Origin of the sequence: Leifsonia xyli subsp. xyli str. CTCB07, assembly GCF_000007665.1 — a bacterium.
Taxonomy (GTDB): Bacteria; Actinomycetota; Actinomycetes; order Actinomycetales; family Microbacteriaceae; genus Leifsonia; species Leifsonia xyli_C.
Map to the genome: position 1 here is coordinate 406,874 of NC_006087.1, position 18,855 is coordinate 425,728.

General features: G+C 68.2%; 13 protein-coding genes, 1 tRNA gene and 3 pseudogenes. 14 read left to right on the forward strand and 3 right to left on the reverse strand.

All coding sequences use genetic code 11. The features are described from left to right. Positions 1 to 130: 130 nt before the first annotated feature. From topA to LXX_RS02025, 8 genes are all read left to right on the forward strand, one after another. Positions 131 to 2,974 (forward strand): type I DNA topoisomerase, encoded by a 2,844-nt coding sequence (topA, locus tag LXX_RS01990; protein ID WP_041767061.1) that lies wholly within the window; start codon positions 131 to 133, stop codon positions 2,972 to 2,974. Continuing rightward, the gene (tmk, locus tag LXX_RS01995) at positions 2,971 to 3,603 is read left to right on the forward strand and encodes a dTMP kinase (RefSeq protein ID WP_011185412.1); all 633 of its coding nucleotides are present in this window, start codon (positions 2,971 to 2,973) and stop codon (positions 3,601 to 3,603) included. The genes topA and tmk overlap by 4 nt, the downstream gene beginning before the upstream one ends. Before the next feature lie 40 nt (positions 3,604 to 3,643). Further along, on the forward strand, positions 3,644 to 4,834 hold the full coding sequence (locus tag LXX_RS02000) for a DNA polymerase III subunit delta' (RefSeq protein WP_011185413.1): 1,191 nt from the start codon (positions 3,644 to 3,646) through the stop codon (positions 4,832 to 4,834). Next, positions 4,831 to 6,387, forward strand: coding sequence for an alpha/beta hydrolase (locus LXX_RS02005; protein WP_011185414.1), 1,557 nt, complete (start codon positions 4,831 to 4,833; stop codon positions 6,385 to 6,387). The genes LXX_RS02000 and LXX_RS02005 overlap by 4 nt, the downstream gene beginning before the upstream one ends. A gap of 63 nt (positions 6,388 to 6,450) precedes the next feature. After that, positions 6,451 to 7,191, forward strand: coding sequence for a TetR family transcriptional regulator (locus LXX_RS02010; protein ID WP_011185415.1), 741 nt, complete (start codon positions 6,451 to 6,453; stop codon positions 7,189 to 7,191). A 36-nt stretch (positions 7,192 to 7,227) separates the two neighbouring features. Next, positions 7,228 to 7,303, forward strand: a tRNA-Thr gene (locus tag LXX_RS02015). Between the two features lie 145 nt (positions 7,304 to 7,448). Further along, entirely contained in the window at positions 7,449 to 7,637 is a 189-nt protein-coding gene (locus tag LXX_RS02020; RefSeq protein WP_041767064.1) for an antitoxin MazE family protein, read from the forward strand. Then, positions 7,634 to 7,960 carry a type II toxin-antitoxin system PemK/MazF family toxin gene (locus tag LXX_RS02025; RefSeq protein ID WP_041767066.1) on the forward strand — a complete coding sequence of 109 codons (327 nt, stop codon included), beginning with the start codon at positions 7,634 to 7,636 and terminating at the stop codon, positions 7,958 to 7,960. The genes LXX_RS02020 and LXX_RS02025 overlap by 4 nt, the downstream gene beginning before the upstream one ends. Before the next feature lie 124 nt (positions 7,961 to 8,084). Here LXX_RS02025 and LXX_RS02030 read toward each other — a convergent pair whose 3' ends face one another. Together LXX_RS02030 and LXX_RS02035 are read right to left on the reverse strand one after the other, a co-directional pair. Then, positions 8,085 to 8,357: a hypothetical protein gene (locus tag LXX_RS02030; RefSeq protein WP_011185417.1), complete on the reverse strand. Its 273-nt coding sequence runs from the start codon at positions 8,355 to 8,357 to the stop codon at positions 8,085 to 8,087. Positions 8,358 to 8,437: 80 nt separating this feature from the next. Further along, the gene (locus LXX_RS02035) at positions 8,438 to 8,731 is read right to left on the reverse strand and encodes a hypothetical protein (RefSeq protein WP_011185418.1); all 294 of its coding nucleotides are present in this window, start codon (positions 8,729 to 8,731) and stop codon (positions 8,438 to 8,440) included. A 297-nt stretch (positions 8,732 to 9,028) separates the two neighbouring features. Between LXX_RS02035 and LXX_RS02040 the strand changes: the two genes are divergently transcribed. The 6 genes and pseudogenes from LXX_RS02040 to LXX_RS02065 all read left to right on the forward strand — a co-directional run bounded on the left by LXX_RS02040 (position 9,029) and on the right by LXX_RS02065 (position 17,358). Next, on the forward strand, positions 9,029 to 10,636 hold the full coding sequence (locus LXX_RS02040) for a D-alanyl-D-alanine carboxypeptidase/D-alanyl-D-alanine-endopeptidase (protein WP_041767069.1): 1,608 nt from the start codon (positions 9,029 to 9,031) through the stop codon (positions 10,634 to 10,636). A gap of 266 nt (positions 10,637 to 10,902) precedes the next feature. Then, positions 10,903 to 11,901 (forward strand): annotated as a pseudogene (locus tag LXX_RS02045) (IS481-like element ISLxx4 family transposase). 18 nt (positions 11,902 to 11,919) lie between these two features. Then, a pseudogene (locus LXX_RS02050) lies at positions 11,920 to 14,176 on the forward strand (efflux RND transporter permease subunit). A 178-nt stretch (positions 14,177 to 14,354) separates the two neighbouring features. Continuing rightward, positions 14,355 to 15,533 (forward strand): annotated as a pseudogene (locus tag LXX_RS02055) (acetyl-CoA C-acyltransferase). A 40-nt stretch (positions 15,534 to 15,573) separates the two neighbouring features. Continuing rightward, positions 15,574 to 16,335 carry an SDR family NAD(P)-dependent oxidoreductase gene (locus LXX_RS02060; protein WP_011185420.1) on the forward strand — a complete coding sequence of 254 codons (762 nt, stop codon included), beginning with the start codon at positions 15,574 to 15,576 and terminating at the stop codon, positions 16,333 to 16,335. 60 nt (positions 16,336 to 16,395) lie between these two features. Next, positions 16,396 to 17,358 carry an FHA domain-containing protein gene (locus tag LXX_RS02065; protein WP_011185421.1) on the forward strand — a complete coding sequence of 321 codons (963 nt, stop codon included), beginning with the start codon at positions 16,396 to 16,398 and terminating at the stop codon, positions 17,356 to 17,358. 21 nt (positions 17,359 to 17,379) lie between these two features. Here the strand turns inward: LXX_RS02065 and LXX_RS02070 are convergent, their stop codons facing one another. Next, positions 17,380 to 18,834: a helix-turn-helix domain-containing protein gene (locus LXX_RS02070; RefSeq protein WP_011185422.1), complete on the reverse strand. Its 1,455-nt coding sequence runs from the start codon at positions 18,832 to 18,834 to the stop codon at positions 17,380 to 17,382. Positions 18,835 to 18,855 lie beyond the last annotated feature (21 nt).

Genomic DNA, 18,855 nt, shown 5'->3' on the forward strand with positions numbered 1-18,855 from the left:
TGTATGGTTTGCCTGTTGGGCCGTGTGGGCCGTGTGGGCCGCGCTCGCCGCCATCGAAGCGGCGCTCGGGGGGGGCGCAACCGCACGTTCGTCAAACCGATCGTGCGTACAGATATTAGCGAGGAGTAAGGTGCCCGCCACGAAGAAACTCGTCATCGTCGAGTCTCCGAACAAGATGAAGTCCATCGCGCAGTATTTGGGCGACGGCTACGAGGTCATGGCCTCGGTCGGACACATTCGCGACCTCATCGAGCCCAAGAACCTGCCGCCGGAGCTGAAGAAGGGGTCGCTCGGCAAGTTCTCGGTGGATGTCGAGAACGAGTTCGAGCCCTACTACGTCGTGTCCGACCAGAAGAAGAAGACGGTCGCCGACCTGAAGCGGGCGCTGAAGGACGCCGACGAGCTCCTGCTCGCCACGGATGAGGACCGCGAGGGGGAAGCCATCGCCTGGCACCTGGTCGAGGTGCTCAAACCGAAGGTGCCCGTCAAGCGGATGGTGTTCCACGAGATCACCCGTGAGGCGATCGAGAAGGCGCGCGACAACACACGCCAGATCGACACGGCCCTCGTCGACGCCCAGGAGACCCGGCGCATCTTGGACCGCCTGTACGGCTACGAGGTGTCGCCGGTGCTCTGGCGGAAGGTCGGTCCCGGGCTGTCGGCAGGCCGCGTCCAGTCCGCGGCGACGCGGCTCGTCGTGGACCGCGAACGGGAGCGCCTGGCGTTCGTCGCGGCGAGCTACTGGGGACTGACAGCCGAGCTTGCGCCCGAAGAGGCCCCGTCCTTCGGGGCCCGCCTTGCGCGGGTCGACGGCGATCGGATCGCGACCGGCCGCGACTTCGACGACCACGGTCGATTGACCTCCGGGGCTCGGACCCTCGACGAGGTCGCCGCGCAGGAGCTCACCGAGGCGGTCCGGAAGCCGAGCACGGTCGTGTCGGTCGCGAAGGTCGACTCGAAGCCGTACTCGCGGCGTCCGGCAGCCCCGTTCACCACCTCGACGATGCAGCAGGAGGCCGCCCGGAAGCTGCGGTTCTCGGCGCGTCAGACGATGAGCGTCGCGCAGTCGCTCTATGAGAACGGCTACATCACCTATATGCGCACCGACTCCGCTTCGCTGTCGCAGCAGGCGACGAACGCGGCACGGGCACAGGCGGCGAAGCTGTACGGTCCCGAGACGGTCCCCGAGAAGCCACGCGTCTACACTTCCAAGAGCAAGAACGCACAGGAGGCCCACGAGGCGATACGTCCGTCGGGTGAGACGTTCCGAACGCCGGCCGAGCTGGAGAAGTCGCTGCGCGGACCGGAGCTGCGGCTCTACGACCTGATCTGGAAGCGCACGGTCGCCTCGCAGATGGCCGACGCCAAGGGACAGACCGCTTCGGTCACCGTCGAGGCCGCCATCGCGGAGGGGCAGCTCGAGGGGACGGTCGCCGAGTTCACCGAGAGCGGCACCGTGATCACCTTCCGCGGGTTCCTGGGCGCCTACGAAGAAGGCCGGGACGAGGAACGCAACGCCTCCGACACCGGTGAGTCCAAGCTCCCGCCGCTGACGGCCGGCCAGACGCTGTCCGTCCAGGAGGTCGCAGCGGACGGGCACGAGACCACCCCGCCGCCGCGCTACACCGAGGCGAGCCTCGTCAAGTCGCTGGAGGAACTCGGGATCGGGCGTCCGTCGACGTTCGCGAGCATCATCTCCACGATCATCGACCGCGGCTATGTCACCCAGCGCGGGCAGGCGCTCGTGCCGAGCTGGGTGGCGTTCTCGGTCGTTCGCCTGCTGGAGGACTACTTCGGCGACCTCGTGCAGTATGACTTCACGGCCGAGATGGAAGACGACCTCGACCGCATCGCCGGCGGCGTGGCGGCGCGTGTGGACTGGCTGAACAGCTTCTACTTCGGCAGCGACAAGCACATGGGGCTGCGCCGGGTCATCGACAATCTCGGTGAGATCGACGCGCGCAGCATCAACTCGATCGCGATCGAAGACGGCGTGACGCTTCGCATCGGCAAGTACGGTCCTTACCTCGAGCTCACCGAACCGGCTGCGACGGAGGGCACGTCGCCGCGCCGGGTCACCATCCCGCCGGAGCTGGCCCCGGACGAGCTGACCCCGGCCAAGGCGCGCGAGCTGATCGAAGCGCCCGTCCAGACCGACCGTGTGCTGGGCACCAACCCGGCCAACGGGAAGCTGGTGCTCGCGAAAGACGGCCGGTTCGGTCCCTACGTGACCGAAGCCGATCCGGAAGAGCCCGAGGCCGACCAGCGGACCGGCGAGGTGATCGAGGCCAGGAAGCCCGCGAAGAAGGCCGCGGCGCCGAAGCAGCGCACGGCGTCCCTCTTCAAATCGATGGACCTGGCGAGCGTCGACCTGGACACCGCGCTCCGTTTGCTCGATCTGCCACGTGTCGTCGGTGTGGACCCGGAGAGCGGGGACGAGATCCAGGCGCAGAACGGCCGTTACGGGCCGTATCTGAAGAAAGGGACCGACACCCGCTCGCTGCCGGGAGAGGACGATATCTTCGCTGTCGACCTCGTGGGGGCGCTGGACCTGTTCGCCCAGCCGAAGTACGGCAACCGGCGTGTCTCGAGCGCGCTCAAGGAATTCGATCCGGACCCGGTCAGCGGCAAACCGATCAAGGTGAAGGACGGCCGGTTCGGTCCGTACGTCACCGACGGCGAGACGAACGCGACCATCCCGCGTGGCGAGACCGTGGACGAGGTCGACTTCGAGCGGGCCGTGCAACTGCTGGCCGATAAACGCGTCAAGGGCCCGGCGAAGAAGACCGCCTCGCGCGCGAGTGCCGCGAAGAAGACGACTGCGAAGCCGGCTGCTGCGAAGAAGACGGCCGCGGCCACGAGCGCAGCGGCCACGTCGACCGCGGAGAAGACCACGGCGGCGAAGAAGGCCGCCGCTGCGGCCAAGACCACCGCATCCACCGCTGCGGAGCCGACCGCTGCGGACGCGGAGTGAGCGTCCCCACCAACCGCCCCGGGCTGTTCATCACGCTCGAGGGCGGGGACGGCGTCGGGAAGTCCACACAGGCCGCCCTGCTCGAGCGGTGGCTGCTCGGGCTCGGCCGCGCGGTCGTCCGCACCCGCGAGCCCGGTGGCACAGACCTCGGGGCCGAGATCCGGGAGATTGTTCTGCACCGCCGCGGGGACATCGCTCCGCGCGCCGAGGCGCTGCTGTACGCCGCGGACCGCGCGCACCATGTCGCGACGGTTGTCCGCCCGGCCCTGGAGCGTGGGGAGGTGGTGTTGCAGGACCGTTACCTCGACTCCTCCGTCGCCTACCAGGGCGCCGGCCGGGTGCTGGACGCGGGGGAGGTCCGCGAGCTGTCGCTCTGGGCCGCCGAGGGGCTGCTGCCGGATCTGACTATCCTGCTCGACCTCGACGAGACGACCGCGCGGGCGCGCCTCGGCAGCGCCCGGACACGGTATGACCGGCTGGAGGCGGAGCGGTCCGAGTTCCACGCGCGGGTGCGGGCTGCCTATCTGGCGCTCGCCGCCGAGCCGCAGCGGTTCCTGGTCGTGGACGCCTCGCGTCCGGTCGAGGAGATCGCCGCAGAGATCCGCTGTCGCCTCGACGGCAGGGTCTGAGGGCGGAGTGGGTGTCCGCGGTCGCCCTAGTCTGGAGGATGTGGCGGTCTGGGACGAACTCATGGGGCAGGACGACGCCATCGCCGTCGTCCGCGCCGCCGCGGAGAGCGTCACTGCCCCCGGGGCCGTCGAGCAGGCGGCCCCCGGCATGACACACTCGTGGCTGATTACCGGTCCGCCCGGGTCGGGCCGGTCGAATCTCGCGTTCGCTTTCGCGACTGCGCTGCTCAGCCCCGGGACGCCGGAGGCCGACCGGACGGCGCGCCGGCAGGTCGAGGCGAGGACGCATCCCGATCTCACCGTTCTGAGCACCGAGCGGGTGATCATCTCGATCGACGAGGTGCGCTCGCTCGTCTCTGGCTCACAGTTTGCGCCCTCGGTCGCGCGGTTCCGCGTGATGATCATCGAGGACGCCGACCGGATGACCGAACGCACCTCGAATGTGCTGCTGAAGGCGCTGGAGGAGCCGCCGGAGCGCACGGTCTGGATCCTGTGCGCTCCGAGCGAGGCCGATCTGCTGCCGACGATCCGGTCCCGCGTCCGCACGGTGCGGCTGAAGGCACCCGGTGTGGCGGACGTCGCCGAGCTCATCCGGCGGCGCGACGGGGTGGACGCCGAGACCGCCGAGCGCGCGGCCCGACACGCTCAGAGCCACATTGGGATGGCGCACCGGCTCGCGACGAACGCGGAAGCCCGGCAGCGGCGCGAGCGGACGCTGCAACTCGCCCTCGGGGTCCGCTCGGTTTCCGGTGCTGTGCTTGCCGCAGCGGAAATGCTGGAGATCGCCGGCGCGGACGCCAAAGCGATCACGGAGGAGCGCGACGCGCAGGAGCGGGAGCACGCTCTGCGCTCGCTCGGCCTCGAACCCGGCGCGGCCATCTCTCCGGCGTTGCGTGTGCAACTGCGTCAGCTCGAAGAGGACCAGAAGCGCCGTGCGAAGCGCAGTCTGCGTGACGGGATCGACCGCATCCTGACCGATCTGCTCTCGCTGTACCGCGACGTGATGATGGTCCAGCTCGACGGCGGGATCGGTCTCGTGAACACCGAGCTGGGTGGCGAGCTCGGTACGCTCAGCGCCCGTACGACTCCGGCCGCTACGCTCGCGGCTATGGACGCGGTCGCCACCGCCCGTCAGCGCATCGACGCGAACGTCGCGCCCGCCCTGGCCCTCGAGGCCATGCTCACCGCCATCCTTCGCGGCCAAGCCGTGCGAAAGGGGACCGACCAGTGACCACGCGACCGGGCCGTGTGTCCCGCCGGGGGGCCGCCCGCACCAGCTTCGTCGCCATCGCAGCGGTCGTCGCGCTTACGCTGAGCGGCTGCGTCACCTGGTTCCTGCCGGCGAGAGCACCGCGGACGTCGACGCCGGCGGCGGAGAGCGTTCCTGCTGCGTTGCAGCCCTTCTACAGCCAGCGCCTGACCTGGTCGGGCTGCGCGAGCGGGATGCAGTGCTCCACAGCCAAGGCGCCGCTGGACTGGAACGACCCGGGCGCGGGCGAGGTCGAGCTCGCGCTCATCCGGAAGCCCGCGAAGGGCGCGAAACAGGGCTCGCTGCTGGTCAACCCGGGTGGGCCCGGTGGTTCCGGCTACGACTTCGTGAAGGATTCGGTGGACCACGCGGCCGATTCCACCCTGCAGGAGCTTTTCGATGTGGTGGGCTTCGATCCCCGCGGTGTTGGCCGGTCGTCAGCGGTCAAATGCTATGGCGCCGCCCAAATGGACGATTACCTCTATGGCATCACGCCCGGTACGCGCGGTTCGGACCAGTGGATCGCGGAGAACATCGCTCTCTCGAAGAGCTTCGGTGCGGCGTGCGAGAAGAACACCGGTGCGCTGCTCGACCATGTGGACACGGTCAGCGCCGCACGCGACCTGGATCTGCTGCGCGCCGCCCTGGGCGATAAGAAGCTCAACTATTTTGGCTATTCTTACGGCACCTACCTGGGCGCGGTCTACGCCGGTCTCTATCCGGGCAAGACCGGCCGGCTCGTGCTCGACGGAGCGCTCGATCCTGCGGTCTCGAACTTCGATGTGACGAAGGTGCAGGCCGAGGGTTTCGAGAGTGCGCTGCGCGCCTATCTCAAAGACTGTCTGACGCAGAGGGGCTGCCCGTTCACCGGCACGGCGGAGGAGGGGATGCAGACCGTCTCCGATCTGCTCGCCTCTGTCGAGAAGAGTCCGATCTGCAATGGCGACGGGCGGATGCTGGGTGCCAACGCCCTGGTGACCGCGATCATCTACCCGCTCTACAATGCGACCGCGTGGTCGTACCTGAGCAAGATGTTCGAGTCGGTGATGAAGGGCAGCGCGGCGGTCGCGTTCACCCTGGCCGACGCCTACAACAACCGGAGCAAGGACGGCACGTATAGCGGCAATTCCACCGAGGCGTTCTCGGCGATCAACTGCCTGGACTACGTCTACGACGCCGATCCCGCCAGAATGCGTGCGCAAGCCGCGGAGCTCGCACGGGCGGCGCCGGTCATTGGCCCCTATATGTCCTACGGCGACATCGGTTGCGCGAACTGGCCGTACAAGCCTGTTGTCGAGCGCGGCCCGATCGCCGCGAAAGGCTCGGCGCCCATCCTGGTCGTCGGCACCACCAACGACCCGGCCACCCCGTATGTCTGGGCGAAGAGCCTCGCCGGCCAGCTGGAGAACGGGCGTCTGCTGACCTACAAGGGCGAGGGGCACACGGCCTACAACAAGTCCAACTCCTGTGTGAACGACACCGTGGACTCCTACCTCGTGAACGGTTTGCTGCCCGCCAACGGTAAAACCTGCTGAGGCATTTTTCATGCGCTCCAAGGTGAGTGGTGCAATTTTACAGAGAATGAAATAATCATCTCTGTGACCGCCGCCCCCGAACCCGTCGTAGAGGGTGAGCTCGGCCTCCGCGAGCACAAGCGCATCGCCACCCGCCGTGCCATCCAGCTCGCCGCCATCCAGCTTGCTAGCGAACGAGGGTTCGACCGCGTTACCGTGGACGAGATAAGCCACGCGGCGAACGTCTCGCCGCGCACCTTCTTCAACTATTTTCCGTCGAAGGAGCCCGCGATCGTCGGCGAGCTCCCGGAACTCCCTGACGAGGCGAGCATCGACCGGTTCGTCGCCGCCGGGCCGGAGGAGTCCCTTCTGGAGGGCATTGGCCAGCTGCTGATCGCGGCGATCACCACCGGCGAGCTGGGCGATCCCGCGCTCCCCGGTGCGATGTCCGCGAGCGTGCAGGAGCTGCATATCCGGCGTCGCGCTCTCCTGAAGGACAACCCCGAGCTGTTCGCTCAGCGCCTGGCCAGCATGCATCAATTCGAGGACGTGCTCAGCGTGGTCGTGCAGCGGCGTCTCTCCTGCGACGACCTTGCCCTCGCCGCCGGCCCCGAGGCCTTGAACCAGCGAGCGCGTCTCGTGACGTACGTCGCGTTCGCCGGTATAGCGGCACGCCTGGTCCTGCTGGATCGACCTCGGTGGCGTCGAACCGCTCAGCGTCCGGCTCCGCAGCTCTTTCGAGCAGGTGCAGACGCTCGGGACGCAGCCCCGCTGACCCCCGGACGCCCGCCCTCGTTGTCGAGAGGGCCTCTCGGGATCGGGTAAGCTGTCTCAGTGTGTCCGGCAGCGCATTCCGGCCACGCCGCCCTAGCTCAGTCGGCAGAGCATCTCACTCGTAATGAGAAGGTCGAGGGTTCGATTCCCTCGGGCGGCTCCAGCGTGTGAAAACGGTCAAGCGGCCTGCGAAAGCGGGCCGCTTGACCGTTTTCTGCGTTGACAGCTACCGTGACAGCAACGCGGGGGAACTCTTCGCAGCCGAAGGTGTCACATGTAACAATTGCGACATGGCCGTTTGAGAGCGAGTGAGTGACTATCGTCATCGGATGCGCGAAAGCGGCTACCGTCCGGTGCAGTTGTGGGTGCCTGACGTGCGAACTGAGAGTTTCGTAAACGAAGCTCATCGTCAGTCTTCCGTCGTTGCAGCGGCTGACCGGCAAGCCGACGACCAGGCCTTCATCGAGGCCGTCTCGGTGACATGGGACGATGAGTGAATCACGGTGACATCTGGACGGTCGCCGGAGGCGTTTACACGTCTCAACCCCGCCTGGCGCTGATCATCCAGGACGACCGTTACGACGCGACCGACTCGGTGACTGTGCTGCCGGTCACGAGCACCGTTCTTGATGCGCCTTCGCTCAGAGTGCCTTTTTCGGCGTCCGAGCTTTCGGGGCTCGTTCGAGACAGTCAGATCATGATCGACAAACTCGCCACAGTGCGTCGAGACGACGTGCAGGATCGTGTCGGATGTCTCACTGCCGCCCAGCTTGTTGGGGTAGAACGAGTTCTGTTTGTATTCCTCGGTCTCGCTGGATAGACCGTGATATCTGTCGCGGCCGATGCGCTGCGAGTGCTCGCGTTGCGCGCTCACTCAGTGGGTCAACCGCTTCCGCGAGTGTGAAGCGGTGTCCGAGTGGCTCGATCCGGTCATGGGTGCGTTGTCAGCGGCTGTCGGTGTCTCGGCTCCGGTTGGTCATGGTGCGCGTGTATGCGTCGAGGTTCGCCCGCCTGCCGACGGCGACAGCTTCGATGGCGACGGCCGCAATCTCGTCCGGGGTGTACCGGTAAACCAGGCGGAAGCGTGGGCGGCCGACGCCATCGGGGTCGAAGTACAGCTTGTAACAGTCGCTCAGATCGCCCGTCGCCACACGAGCGTCGAGCTTCACGCCCGCGACTTTGCCGTCACGAACGAGCACAAGCAGGTCCAGCGCCATTTTCTTGGTTCGCAGGTCTGGGAGCGCATCAATATCCTGCTGAAAGCCCGGCAGGGATCTCAGGTGAAGCGGCCTGGCCACTAACGGTAATCGTCCGCGTTCAGGCCGATGGCAGCCGCGACATCGGCCAGCGGGACAGCCTCGCCAGTGGCAGCGCGCTCGCGCACCAGATGGGCGATCTCGACATCCTCGATCACGGGAAGCAGCTCCTCGTAGAGCTCGAAGGGGATCATGACCCCCTCGGGTCGTCGCTGCGCGCCGAACACGACCGGTTCGGCAAGGGCGCCACGCTTACGGAAACGGGCCAGCGCTTTCGGCAGCGCCACCCGCGCCTCGTTCGTCGGCAGAACGGGAGAGGCGTGCGGGATGGCCATGTGCTCACTGTAACATCTTTCGGAACATCTACATGTACATCTTTTTTTGGGGGCGCCCTCTGTTCGTTGCGCGCCATCGCGGCTCATGTTGCCGAAGCTCGAAGGTAGCCGAGATCGGGCGATCTCGTGAGGGCGTAGCTGAGCCCAAATGGCGGCGGTGTCGCTTGGTTGGGACCGGGTGTTCTCCACGCTCGCAGAAGCGGGCCGGCGCTTTCGGCGGCGCCACCCGCGCCTCATTCTCTTTCGCCAAACACGGTCTCGATTAGCGATTTCAGCGAAGCCGGGTAATATACCTGGATGCGCGAATCGGACCAGCGCGACTCGGGGCTGACGTTTGGCACCGAGTCTGAAACGACGAACACTCCCACCGAGGCTGAGCCGATCGGGGGCGCGCCCACGACCCGTTCGGAACGGCGAGCCGCCGAGAGGGAGGCCACCGCCGCTCAGCGGGGTGGCAGACGGGATGTGCCCGCAGTCCTCAGCGGCGTGATGACAGCGATCCGCAAACATCCGAAGGCGTGGATGATCGCCGCGGCCGCGGTGGTTTTCGTCGGGCTCGGCATGGGAACAGTGACGTTGGGTGCGACGCTCGGGCCCGCGCCCGTGGCGGCCGGGTCCGCGGAGGAGGCCGGAGCGGACGGCGAGAAGACGCCGGCGACTCCGACGGCCGCTCCTGCGCGACCGGTTCCGGCGGTGCAGCCGGCGGCGGCCCGGTTGCGCACCTGTTCGGTCGCTTCTCTGGCTCAGGACAGGCGGCTCGGCAACCTGGAGGCCCAGGTTGTCAACGCAAAGACCGGAGAGGTGCTGTTCGACCGCAATGGCAGCAAGCCGGCGCCGACCGCGTCGGTGCTGAAGACGCTCACGGCGGCGGCGGCGCTCGCCACGCTGGGGCCCGACCACCGGGTGCAGACGACCGTGCTGGCCGGGAGCGCTCCCGGCCAGATCGTCCTGGTGGGCGGCGGCGACGTGACCCTCTCGCGCCTGCCGGGTGGGCGGGGCGCGTTCTACACGGGGGCGCCCTCCATCCAGGATCTCGCGAAGCAGACGCAGCAGGCTCTCGGCGGCCAGCCGGTCACCTCGATCGTGGTGGACACGTCGCTGTTCGGCGGTCCGGTGTGGCAGCCGAGCTGGGACGAGCGCCAGGAGCGGGTGGTCGAGGGGTCGACGCCCTATATGACCGCGCTCATGGTCGACGGCGACCGCGACAACCCGGCGGTGGTCGAGTCGCCTCGGAGCACCGATCCGATCGCGCGTGCGGTGCGGTACTTCCAGGAGTACCTCGAGACAGACGCTCCGGTCTCGTCGGGCACGGCGCCGGCGGGTGCCCAGCAGCTCGCCGCCGTCCAGTCGCAGCCTGTGACGGCGCTGATCGAGCAGGCGATGAAGTACTCGGACAACACGATCATGGAGGAGCTCGCCCGGCTGGTGGCGATCAAGACGGGCACCGGCAACACTTTCGACGCGGAGAACGCGGGCGTGCTGGCCGGGCTCAAAACCTACGGGATCGACACGGCTGGCATCCACATCGCCGATGGCTCTGGGCTCAGCGCGGACAATGCGGTGCCGCCGTCGTACCTGACGCGCCTATTCGTCAAGGTCCTCAACCGCGAGAAGGGGCTCGGCGTGGTCTATGACGGGCTGCCGATCTCCGGACAGACCGGGACGCTCGGCCCGAGCTACAACCGGTTCACCGGGTCGTCCTCGGCCGCGCGGGGCGCTGTGCGCGCGAAGACCGGCTGGATCGACAACGGCTACACGCTCTCCGGCGTGGTGGACTCCGCCGACGGCACGCCTCTGACGTTCGCCGTGTTCGCGCTCGGCCCGGTGAGTGCCAACGCCAAACAGGCCATCGACGCGCTCGTCACCGGTTTCTACCGGTGCGGGGACAACCTCTCCAACAGCTGACCGGGGAGGGCCGGGCCTGTGGGGGCGCGCCGCCGGTCGAATCGGTCCGAGCGGAACACTAAGCTAACTCCCAATTCAAACACTATGCTTATTCCTTACTCAATCATTATCCTTACCGCTAAATTTAGCTAGGTGATCAGACCGGCTAGGTGTGATGTCCAGGGGGGTTGTTTCGGCGATACGGTCGTGAGGAGTTGAGGGGCGAGGGCCTCCGGTTGTGAAGTGGAGCTGTTCAGTTCAACCGCTTCACGATCCAGGAGGCCTTCGTGTCCCACGTTAACGCTGCTCTCACACCGCGCGCTCGTCTGCGCCTTGCCAGGCTCATCGTCGAGGACCATTGGCTGGTCTCCGTCGCAGCGAAGATGTTTATGGTCTCGCCCGTTACCGCGCGGAAATGGGCGGCGAGGTTCCGCGCCGAAGGCACGGGAGGGATGACCGACCGGTCTAGCCGCCCACGATCGATGCCAACGCGGACGCCGTTGCCCGTGCTCAAGCGGATCGTGCGGGCGAGGTGGCGACGACGCCTGGGGCCGGTGCAGATCGCCGGCGAGCTTGGCCTTCCCGCCTCGACCGTCCACGCCGTCCTGGTGTGCTGCCGCATCAACCGGCTCTGCACCATTGATCGGGTCACGGGCGAGCCGATCCGTCGCTACGAGCACGACCACCCTGGATCGCTGATCCATGTCGACGTGACGAAGTTCGGCAACATCCCCGACGGCGGCGGCTGACGATTCGTCGGCCGCGTCCAGGGCGAACGCAACCGGGAAGCGACCGCCACCCGCACGAAGAGCAGGAACCACCGCTACGAGCCACGGTTGGGCACCGCGTTCGTCTACACGATCATCGACGACCACTCCCGCGTCGCCTACGCCGAGATCTGCTCCGACGAGAAGGCGGACACCGCGATCGGTGTCCTGCGGCGTGCTGTCGCCTGGTTCGCCGACCGGGATGTCAGCGTCGAACTCGTCCTCTCGGACAACGGCTCCGCCTACAAGTCCTACGCCTGGCGAGACGCCTGCACAGAGCTCGGGATCAGGGCGAAGAAGACCCGACCATACCGACCACAGACCAACGGGAAGATCGAACGCTTCCACCGCACACTCGCCGACGGCTGGGCCTACGCCCAGTTCTATGGTTCAGAGGACGAACGACGAGAAGCACTCCCCGGCTGGCCCCACTTCTACAATCATCACCAGCACCACTCCGCCATCAGAGCCCCACCCATTAGCAGAATCGACAACAACCTCCCTGGACATCACACCTAGCGACGGAAGGAGGCCGGGATGTCAGGATCGATCACGCCCCCGTCCGCCCGCTGGCTGCGCGTGCTCGTGCCCAGCGCGCTCATCCTCGTCTGGCTGGTGATGGTCGGCCTCGGCGGGCCGACGTTCGGGAAGCTCTCCGGCGTCTCGAGCAACGACCGGGCCGATTTCCTGCCGACGAGCGCCGAGTCGACCAGAGTGCAGGAATGGCAGCAGCGGTTCACCGGCTCCCAAGCGATCCTCGCGATCGTCGTCGTCCAGGCGCAAGAGTCCATCCCAAAGAGCGACCTGCCCTCCTACGTCCAGCTGGGTGCGAAGTTCGGCGAGGTGCACGGTGTCCAGCCGCCCGAGTCCGGCCAGAGCACGAGCGTGGCCGGCCCGATCCCGTCGGAGGACGGCCGCGCGGTCGAGTTCATCGTGCCGATCGCCGACTCGCACGAGGTCAAGACCGTCGTCGCAGAGCTGCGCACCACGCTGCGAGACAACCTCCCTGACGGAGCCGAGGGCTGGGTGACCGGTCCGGCCGGGCTGACAGCGGACCTCGTGGCCGCGTTCGGCGGCATCGACAGCATCCTGCTGCTTGTGGCGGTCCTGGCGGTCTTCGTCATCCTCCTGCTGGTCTACCGCGCGCTTCTGCTGCCCTTCCTCGTGCTGCTCACATCGGTGTTCGCTCTGTGCGCGGCCATCCTTGTTCTGTACTTCTTCGCGCTGTGGGGCTGGATCAAGCTGAGCGGTCAGAGTCAGGGCATCCTGTCGATCCTCGTCATCGGCGCGGCCACGGACTACTCGCTGCTGCTCGTCGCCCGCTATCGGGAGGCTTTGGAGCACGACGAGTCGCGCTGGCCGGCGATCGTCAAGGCGTGGAAGTCGGCTTTCGAACCGATCGTCGCCTCCGGCGCGACCGTGATCCTGGCCCTCCTCTGCCTGCTGTTCTCCGATCTGAACTCGAACAGGAGCCTGGGCCCGATCGCTGCGGTCGGCATCGTCTTCTCGCTGCTCGCGGCGCTGACTCTGCTGCCGGCGCTGCTCGCGGTCCTCGGGCGTGCGGCGTTCTGGCCGTTCCGGCCGAGGTACGCGGGTGAGCACGAGCACGTGCATGCGTAGGAGGAGCGGATCGCCGGGATCGGCGGCATCCGCGGCCTCTGGCACCGGGTCGGGGCGCTGATCGCCCACCGTCCGTGTGCGACGTGGATCGTGTCGTTCGTCCTCCTCGTCGCCTGCGCTCTCGGGCTCACGCAGCTGAAGGTGAACGGCGTCGAGCGGACCGATTTTGTGCTCTCGCACTCCGACGCCGCTGACGGGCAGAAGATCCTCGCGAAGCACTTCGACGCCGGTTCCGGCTCACCCGTGCTGATCCTCGCGCGCGAAGACGTATCGCGAGATCGTCGAGTCCCAGCTGAGCCAGGAGGTGGCCTGAGATGGCCCGGCGGAAAGAGCGGACGGGGAGGCGGTGCGCGCCGCCACCGGGAGGAACGACGGGATCGCGTCGGCCGTTCTCTACACGGGGAACCGGTGGCCGGTGACCGGTCAGACGCGCGAGCCGATCGTCGTGGACGGCCGCGTGCTCATCCAGGCGACGCTGACCTCCGAGCCGGACTCGGTTGCCGCCGAGCGGGTGGTGCGGGAGCTGCGGGTGTCCCTGCCCGAGAGCGACCCGACTGTGCTCGTGGGCGGCGTCACCGCGATCGCGCTCGACACGAACGACACCGCTCAGAGCGATCTGGTGTTGAAGATCATTCCGATCGTGCTCGCGGTCATCCTCCTGATCCTGATGCTGCTCTTGCGCTCGACGCTGGCACCGGTGCTGCTGATCGGCAGCGTCGTGCTCTCCTACGGCGCTGCGCTCGGTGTGTCGGCGCTCGTGTTCAATCACCTCTTCGGTTTCCCGGGGGCGGACGCCGCTGTGCCGCTGTTCGGGTTCGTGTTCCTCGTGGTGCTGGGCGTGGACTACAACATCTTCCTCATGACGCGCGTGCGCGAGGAGTCTCTGAGGATCGGAACGCGGCCGGGCATCCTGCGCGGGCTCGGGATGACGGGCAGTGTGATCACATCGGCCGGGGTCGTGCTCGCGGCGACGTTCGCGGCGCTCGCGGTCATCCCGATCCTCTTCCTCGTGCAGATCGCGTTCATCGTCGCCGTCGGCGTGCTGCTCGACACCCTCATCGTCCGGTCCCTGCTCGTGCCGGCGCTCTCGTACGACATCGGACCGGCCATCTGGTGGCCGTTGCGGCTGTGGCGGGAAACGACGCATCATGAGGGCCGGGCTCAGACGGACTGACGGACGCTCCGCCCCGCCGCCCCCGGCCCCGGGAGCCTCCGTCCGTGTGTGCCTCCGACGATCCCGTCGTACCATGTGCGAAGACCGAAGGAGCGGCCAGCCGGCACGGGCGTCCACGAGCGGTTCTCCGCGAAACCCGCGCTGACACCCGGCCCCTTGACTGTGGAGGAGGCAGCCCATGCCGCGCACCGAGGCCGTCATCGTCGACGCGGTCCGCACTCCGTTGGGGCGGGGGAAACCGGGCGGGGCGCTCTCCGGCGTCCACCCTGCCGACCTGCTCGCGGGTGTGCTTGCCGAACTCGTGAACCGCACCGGTCTCGACCCGGTGCTGGTGACGATGTGATCGGGGGATGCGTCACATCGTCCGGTGAGCAGGCTGCCAACATAACGCGCACGGCCGTGCTCTCGTCCGGTCTCCCGGAGAGCGTTCCCGCTGTGACCATCGACCGGCAGTGCGGATCGAGCCAGCAGGCGGCGGCTTTCGCCGCTCAGGGCGTGATCGCCGGCGCGTACGACATCGTGATCGCCTGCGGGGTCGAGTCGATGAGCCGAGTGCCGATGGGCTCGAACGCGGGCGGAGCTTCCCTCGGCGGCGAGCTGCTGGGCGCGCGGTACCCAGACGGGCTCGTGAACCAGGGCGTCGCGGCCGAACTGGTCGCCGCCCGCTGGGGCTTCTCGCGAGCCGAGCTGGACGATTTCGCAGCGACTTCCCACCAGCGTGCCGCGGAAGCGGCGGGAGCCTTCGAGGGCTAGCTGACGCCGGTGCCCACACCCGGCGGCAGCGTCAGCGCCGACGAGACCATCAGACCCGGCACGACCGCCGAGGGTCTAGCGCGACTCGCACCCTCCTTCCGCACGGACGCGCTCGCGGCCCGCTTCCCGCAGCTGGAGTGGCGGATCACTCCGGGCAACTCCTCGCCGCTCAGCGACGGCGCCTCGGCTGTGCTCATCATGGGCCGGGAGGTGGCGGAGCGGCTCGGGATGAGGCCGCGCGCGGTTCCACTCCTTCGCGGTCGCGGGCAGCGATCCGCTCCTCATGCTGACGGGCATCGTGCCGGCCACATGCAAGCTGCTCGACCGCAGCGGAGTGGCGCTGGACGATATCGCCGCCTACGAGGTCAACGAGGCCTTCGCGCCGGTCCCGCTGCTCTGGCGACGCGAGTTCGGTGCGAACCCCGACCGGTTGAACCCGCGCGGCGCCGCGATCGCCCTCGGCCATGCGCTCGGCTCCTCCGGCACGCGACTGCTCGCGACGCTCCTCGGCGAACTCGAGGTGAGCGGAGGACGCTACGGTTTGCAGACCATGTGCGAGGGTGGCGGCATGGCGAACGCCACCCTCATCGAGCTTCTGCGCTGATCGGCGCGGCGCTCAGCGCATTCCCGGCGAAAGGACAGTCATGCAGATCGACGGATGCTCCGCCCTCGTCACCGGCGGCGCGAGCGGACTGGGCGCTGCCACGGCTCGCGCCCTCACCGCGGCCGGCGCCCGCGTCGTCCTCCTCGACCTCCCCCGCTCGGAGGGCGAGAAGGCGGCGAACGCGCTCGGACCGGCCGCGCGCTTCGTCGTCGCCGATGTCGCCGACGAAGGCCAGGTGCAGGCAGCGGTCGCTGCCGCCTGCGCGCTCGGCCCGCTCCGCGTTTTCGTAAACTGCGCGGGTATCGCCACCGCCCAGAAGGTGATCGGCCGGGACGGGGTGCTCCCGCTCGAGAGCTTCGAGCGCGTCGTCCGCGTCAACCTGATCGGCACGTTCAACGTCATCCGCCTGGCGGCGGCAGCGATGGCCGAGACCAGCCCGCTGGGGGAGGAGCGCGGTGTGATCGTCAAAACGGCCTCCGTCGCGGCGTTCGAGGGTCAGATCGGGCAGTCGGCCTATTCGGCGTCCAAAGGCGGCGTCGCAGCCCTGAAGCTGTCGCTGGCGCGTGAGTTCGCCCGCAGTCTGATCCGTGTCGTGACGATCGCGCCGGGGCTCTTCGAGACGCCGATGATGGCGGGCCTGCCGCAGGCCGCGCAGCACTCGCTCGCGGCGCAAGTTCCGCACCCCTCCCGTCTCGGCAGACCCGGCGAGTACGCTCAACTCGTGCTGGCCATCCTCGCGAACCCGATGCTCAACGGAGAGACGATCCGGCTGGACGGTGGAATCCGGATGCAGCCAAGATGAACCCGATTGACATCTCAAGCTGTATATTCCTCAGAGTCGAACCGAACGACTGAGGAGGCGATGATGCAAAGAGAATACACGACGGGCGGGCACTATGTCATCGTCGGCGGCGAAGGCGCGGTGTTCTGCTCGGCGGACACCCCGGCGGACATCGTCAAGCGGCTCTACGGCGCGCTCGTCGATGAGCGCGGTGCGGAGGGTGTGATGCGCGCCATCCTGGCCCTCGACCACAGTGCGATCTCTTCGCTCGGTGTCGTCGTCCGCGGTGCGGAGACGTGGCACGTCCTCGTCGCCGGGGTGGCCGAAGCGGTCGTCTTCAGCGCGGGGGAGGAGCGCAGCATCCACGCTCCGGACGTTCTCACCTGGTCGGAGGTCACGGTGGCGCGGGCGGACGCCTTCCGTCTGGGCGAAGTCGGCGCCCCGTTCGACGCCGGTGACGCGCTGCCGTTCGAGGGCGGTGTCGTCCGGGCGGACGTGCTGAGCGTGGTGCTGACGGAGACGGGCTCAGACGCTCCTGCGCCGGCGGAAATGGGTGCCGGGAAACCGGGCGCTGCAAAACCGGTCGCCGTGGAGTCCGCCGGGGGTGAGCTCGCCGCCACGGTCGCGGCGGCGTCCGCCTTCGCAGCCTCCCCGGTCGCGAGCGCTCCGCTGCCCGGGGACGACCCCGCGATCGGGCCTGCCCCTGGAGCGCACATCGTGCTCTCGACCGGGCGGGTGATCGAGCTGGACCGGCCTGTGCTGTTCGGCCGCGCCCCGCGCCCCTCCATTCGCCCTGAGCTGTCAGGGCCGCGCCTGGTGACGCTGCCGCGCGCCTCGGCCGACGTCTCGCGGACGCACCTCCTCGTGGATGTGGCCGACGGCCTGGTCGCCGCCACCGACCTCGGTTCCCGGAACGGGACTGTCGTCACACGGCCGGATGGCGAATCCGTCCGGCTGGCGGGCGGCGAGAAGGCCTTTCTCGAACGTGGCGCCCGTTTCGAACTCGGCGACGGCGTCTACGGAACCGTGGAGTTCAGCCGGTAGAGCGTTCACCGGCCAGTGTGCTCACAGGGCCGAATGTACTTCCAGGAACCTGTAGACATCCGAGTCGTCCACCCCGAGGAACGACCCGGACGGCAGCGGCGACAGGATGTGCGTGTGCAGCCGAGCGCTCGGCCACGCTTTGCCCGCCCAGCGCCCGGAGAGCTCCGCCCCCGGTCGCTTGCAGCAGGACTCGTCCGGGCAGCGCGACTTGGTGCGGATGGCCGTCTCGCGCCCGCGGAACCACTTCGCCTGGTCGAACGGGACGCCGACGCTGATCGAGAAACCCCCGTCCGCGGTGCTCCCGACCTGGGTGGCGCACCAGTACGTCCCCGCCGGAGTGTCGGTGTACTGGTAGAGCTCGGTCGTGCGGTTCGTGTGGGTGAACGCCGTCCGCGCGCCCCACTTGCGGCAGACGACCTGGCCCTCGATCGACCCGGTGACATCCGCCGGCAGCGGCAGTCCGTCGTTCTCGTAGCTCTTGTACAGCGTGCCGTCGTCGCCGACACGCAGGAAATGCAGGGTCATGTCGAGGTGGCTCGTCGCCAGGTTCGTCAGCCGCAGGGCTGCCGCCTCGTGGGTGACTCCGAACGCGTCCCGGAAGTCTTCGACCGCGAGCTCCTTCTCCCGCTTCGCCTGGTCGAGGAAGGCGACTGCGGCCTCCCGGGGCATCAGGCAGCAGGCCGCGTAGTAGTTGATCTCCAGACGCTGGCGGAGGAAGTCGGCGTAGTGGGCGGGGCGCTCGTGGCCGAGCAGCCGGTGGGCCATCGCCTGTAGCGCCATCGAACGCAGGCCGTGGCCACCCGGGATGGAGGCCGGTGGCAGGTAGATGCGCCCGTTCTCCAGATCGGTGATGGAGCGGGTGGAGTGCGGGAGGTCGCTGGCGTAGATCAGCTCGAAGCCCAGCTGCTTCGCCATCACGCTGACTTCGCGGTGGGTGAGCGCGCCCCGGGTGTGCCCGGAGGCGCGCACCCTTTCCTCCGCCAGCGCCTCGATCTCGGGGAGGTAGTTGTGCTGCCTCCGCATCCGTTCGCGCAGTTCGGTGTTGGCCCGGCGTGCCTCCTCGGGGGTCGCGATGGCCTCGGACGCCCGCCGCCCGAGCTCCCGGTGCAGGCCGACGAGCGCACGCAGCGTCTCCGTCGGTGTGCCCTTGGTCGGTTTGACCGCGGGCAGGCCGAGGGAGCCGTAGAGGGTGCTGCGCTCCGCCCGGGCGAGTTCGATCTCGAGCGCTGCCCGCTCGTCGGGCGGCTCCGCGGAGAGCAGATCGGACACCGGGACGCCGAGCGCGGCGGCGATGCCCGCGAGCAGTGTGACGCGGGGCTCGCGTTTGCCGTTGTCGATGAGGGAGAGCTGACTGGCGGCGACGCTGGCGGCGCCGCCGAGCTCGTCGAGCGTCAGCCCGCGCTGCGTGCGGAAATGGCGGATGCGATGGCCGAGTGTGGCTGTGTCGGCGACGGGATCGGCGGCGAGTGGGTCCATCTCTTCACGATAGCGAAATAA